The organism is Streptomyces sp. HSW2009 (assembly GCF_040240285.1).
Taxonomy (GTDB): Bacteria; Actinomycetota; Actinomycetes; order Streptomycetales; family Streptomycetaceae; genus Streptomyces.
In genome coordinates this window covers 1-3,639 of sequence record NZ_JBEHZD010000677.1, presented here as the reverse complement: position 1 = coordinate 3,639, position 3,639 = coordinate 1, and the positions used below count along the sequence as shown (strand labels likewise).

Annotated in this window: 3 protein-coding genes; 2 read left to right on the top strand and 1 reads right to left on the bottom strand. The window is 74.2% G+C overall.

The window, feature by feature from the left end; all coding sequences use genetic code 11:
- Positions 1 to 244: 244 nt before the first annotated feature.
- Positions 245 to 1,144 (bottom strand): RNA polymerase sigma factor SigF, encoded by a 900-nt coding sequence (locus AAHZ94_RS30620; protein WP_349996983.1) that lies wholly within the window; start codon positions 1,142 to 1,144, stop codon positions 245 to 247.
- Between the two features lie 396 nt (positions 1,145 to 1,540).
- On the opposite strand from AAHZ94_RS30620, the gene AAHZ94_RS30615 reads away from it, so the two are divergent.
- Positions 1,541 to 1,987: an ATP-binding protein gene (locus AAHZ94_RS30615; protein WP_349996982.1), complete on the top strand. Its 447-nt coding sequence runs from the start codon at positions 1,541 to 1,543 to the stop codon at positions 1,985 to 1,987.
- Between the two features lie 188 nt (positions 1,988 to 2,175).
- Positions 2,176 to 3,279, top strand: coding sequence for a DUF5954 family protein (locus AAHZ94_RS30610; RefSeq protein WP_349996981.1), 1,104 nt, complete (start codon positions 2,176 to 2,178; stop codon positions 3,277 to 3,279).
- Positions 3,280 to 3,639 lie beyond the last annotated feature (360 nt).

Sequence of the window (3,639 nt, the reverse complement as noted above, 5' to 3'; positions counted from 1 at the left end):
GGCGCCCCGGCCGCGGGGCCGGCGGGCGCGCGGGCCGCCCCGCGGGCGGGCCGGCGGGGGGGGGGGGTCGGCGGGGGCGGCCGCCCGGGTGGGCGGCCGCGCGCCGCCGGCCGGTGCACTGACCGCGGGGCCGGCCGCGCAGCGCACGGGCCCCGCCGCCCCGCCCGGCGACGACCCCGGTGGGGTGGGGTCGACGCGTCGGCGGAGCCTGCGGGGCCTGGGCGTGCAGGCGGGGGAGAGGGGGCTAGCGCGAGGTGAGCAGCCCGCGGTGCAGCCGGTCGATGAGGCGGGCCAGCAGGCGCGAGACGTGCATCTGGGAGATGCCGAGTTGCTCGCCGATCTGCGCCTGGGTGAGCTCCTCGACGAAGCGCAGGTGCAACAGGCGCCGCTCGCGCGCGTCGAGCTCGGCGATGAGCGGGGCCAGCGACTGGAAGTCCTCGATCAGCTCCATCGCCGGGTCGTCCATGCCGATGAAGTCGGCGAGGGCCGCCGCACTGTCCTGGTCGTCACCGCTGATGGCCGCGTCCAACGAGGCCGAGTGGTAGCCGTTGGCCGCCACCCGGGCCTCGATCACCTCTTCCTCGCTCATCTTCAGGGCCTCGGCCAGCTCGGCGACCGTCGGCGAGCGACCCAGCCGCCCGCTCAGCTCCTCGGTCACCTTGGCCAACTCCACCCGCGCCTCCTGGAGCCGCCGCGGCACGTGCACGGCCCAGGTCGTGTCGCGGAAGAACCGCTTGATCTCGCCCACGATGTACGGCACGGCGAAGGTGGGGAACTCCACCTCGCGCGAGAGCTCGAACCGGTCGATCGCCTTGATCAGACCGATCATGCCGACCTGGACGATGTCCTCCATCTCGTCGGCGCGGTGCCGGAACCGCTTGGCGACGTAACGCACCAACGACATGTTGATCTCGATGAGGGTGTTGCGTGCGTACTGGTGCTCCGGAGTGCCTTCCGCAAGGGTGGCCAGCCGGTCGAAGAACAGCTTGGACAGTGACCTGGCATCCTTCGGCGCGAGCTTGTGCGGCTCGGCGAGCGCAGGCAGGTCCACCCCGGGGTGGGTGACGTTCGCGCTGGTCGGCGCGGTGTGTGCGGGCTCGGTCGCTGCCGTGCCCAGCACGTCGGACATGACCTGTGCCGTCATGGGTCCTCCCCGAAATCCGCAGTCGCTGACCGCCGGGTTCGGCGGCGAAGCAGCGCCTACCCACCCGTAACCACGTCATGCCCCCCATTTTTGGGACCCACCCTGATCTCCCCTCAACAGGCCGTACGGACAAGGGAGATGACCTGCGGGCGCACGCCCCCGGCACATCCGGGTGCTTGCACCGCCCCCGTACGGGCAACCGCACCATGAGGAGGCCCGCGCGTCCGGAGATCGAAGAGAACGCCGCGCGGTGGCAACCAAAAGGCCCCGCCGCGACGACTGGGACAACGACCGGTACGGCAGCGCGCGGTGCGGGCGACCGCGAGCGACAACGGAAAGCAGCACCGGTCCGTCAGGCGAACCGAGTGACACTGCGTCAGTACGGGGGTGAGGGGTGTGACGTCAGCGAAGGACAGTCCGGTACGGCCGCGGCGCGGCTTCCGGTGGGCGGTGCCGCGGAGCGCAGGCGAGGCCCGTCGGTGGGTGACCGAGTTGGTGCTGCGGTGCCACCCCGTGCCCAGCGACGCGGGCCGCGAGAGCGACGCCCTGGCCGATCCGCTGCTGGTGACCTCGGAGCTGGTCACCAACGCCATCCGGCACGGCGGCGGCGTCACCGGCTTCTGGATCGCGCTCGACGCGGGCGTGCTGCGCCTCGGCGTACGGGACCACAGCGACGCGATGCCCCGCGTCAGGCCGCGCGAGAGCGCCACCGCAGTGCCCGTCGGTGGCTACGGCTGGCCGCTGGTCTGCCGGCTGGCCAGCGAGGTCGACATCGTGGCCTGCCCGGGCGGCGGGAAGGAGATCCGGGTGGCGCTCACCCTGCCCTGGCAGCCGCTGACCTGAGCCCTGACCCGGGCCCACCGGCCGGCGGTCCGGCCGGCAGGGTGGGACGGCCGGTGTGATCCGACCCCGCGAGGGTCAGGGGTGGCGAACGAACAGGGTTGGTCGTTGCGCGTACGGGTTTGCACGCTTGGCGGTCAGTTCCGGGCATCTACCGGGTGCATCCTGAGCGGCGGGGGCATCCTGAGGCCATGGCGGAGATGGGTGAGAACGTACCCGCGTACCGGATGATCAAGGTCTCCGGGCCGGAGGGACCGGTGGAGGCCGTCGCGGACGTCGAGGCGTGGCGGGCGCGTGCGACGTACCCGGAGGTGCTCGGCCTCGGCGGGCCGGTGTTCGGCCTGGCGCGGGAGTGCGAGACCGGCGGCTGGGAGGTGATCGACTCCTTCACCGGCCACACCCCGCAGGACTGCCGCGACGACCTGGGCGCGCACTTCCGCAGGCTCGCCAAGCAGCAGGCGGCGGAGGGCGAGACCGAGGCGCAGGTGGAGTGCCTGCGGATGGCCGAGCGGCTGGAGTGGGAGGCGCTGGACGAGCTGACCGTCCTGGACACCCGCTACCGGGTGGTGCGGGCCGAGCGCTTCATCCGCTCCGGCCCCGACGGCCCCGAACCGCCCCGCCCATCGGACCCCGACCCCGCCGAACCCGGTGAGGCACACCGGACCACCCGCCCCGTGGAGGGCTTCGTCATGGACCCGGCCCAGGCCACCGCAGCCGCCGAGGGCGCCCTGAAACTCGAACTGCTCTCGCTGGTCTGCAAGGCCGGCGCCGTCCCCGACGACATGCGGGACGACTCGGTGCGCGCCTCCCGGACCCACCCCGGTGGCGTGCTGCTGCCGGCCAGCTTCATGACGTCCGAGCGCAGGGACGGCCGTTGGGTGCCCGACTCCAGCGGGGTGGAGGCCACCCCGCAGCAGGCGCGCGACGGCCTGGCGATGAGCCTGCGGGTGATGATCCCGTGGCGGCTCGGCCTCAGTGACCAGGAGCAGCAGCCGTACGCGAGCGCGGCCGACCGCCTCGATGAGACCCGGGCCGACGAGCTTGAGGTGGCCGGGCGGCACTTCCGGGTGGTGCGCGTGGAGCGGTTGGTGCGCATCGGCCCGGACGGACCCGAGGGCCCGCGCCCCTCCGACCGCGACCCGCACGCGCCCACGAAGATGACGCGGGAGGCGGCACAGGCGTACGCCGCCGCGGCCGAGGACGTGCTCCCCGAGGAGACCGAGGCGGAACGCCGCCTGCACGAACTCCTTGAGGCCGAGATCGCCCGCCACCGCGCCCGCCGCCGCAAGGACTGACCACCCCCGCCGGGCCGGCCGGCCTGCTCCCACCGGTACGCCGGTCGCCGTCGCAAGGGCTGGCCCCCGGTTGGTTGACCCGCCCGCCGGCCACTGCCGCAAGGACGGCCCCCTCCGCCGGGCCGGCTGACCTACAGCCACGCGCGCGCCAGCCACCACCGCAAGGGCTGCCCCCAGCCGACCGACCCACCCCCGGCCGACCCCCGACCCACCCGCCGCCCACATGTCGGACGCCGCCCGTGCGCCCGCGGCGAACACCGAACCCCACGCCGTACGAGCCCAGCCGCCCCCCCCGTACGGCCCATGCGTCCCTCGGACGCACCCGCCCCGCAGCCACTCCGACGGGCGCCCCGGCCACCC

What these genes read in the sequence shown, in the direction of transcription:
- AAHZ94_RS30610 (WP_349996981.1), top strand. Translation starts at nt 2,176, where the DNA reads ATGGCGGAGATGGGTGAGAACGTACCCGCGTACCGGATGATCAAGGTC.
- AAHZ94_RS30620 (WP_349996983.1), bottom strand. Translation starts at nt 1,144, where the DNA reads ATGACGGCACAGGTCATGTCCGACGTGCTGGGCACGGCAGCGACCGAG.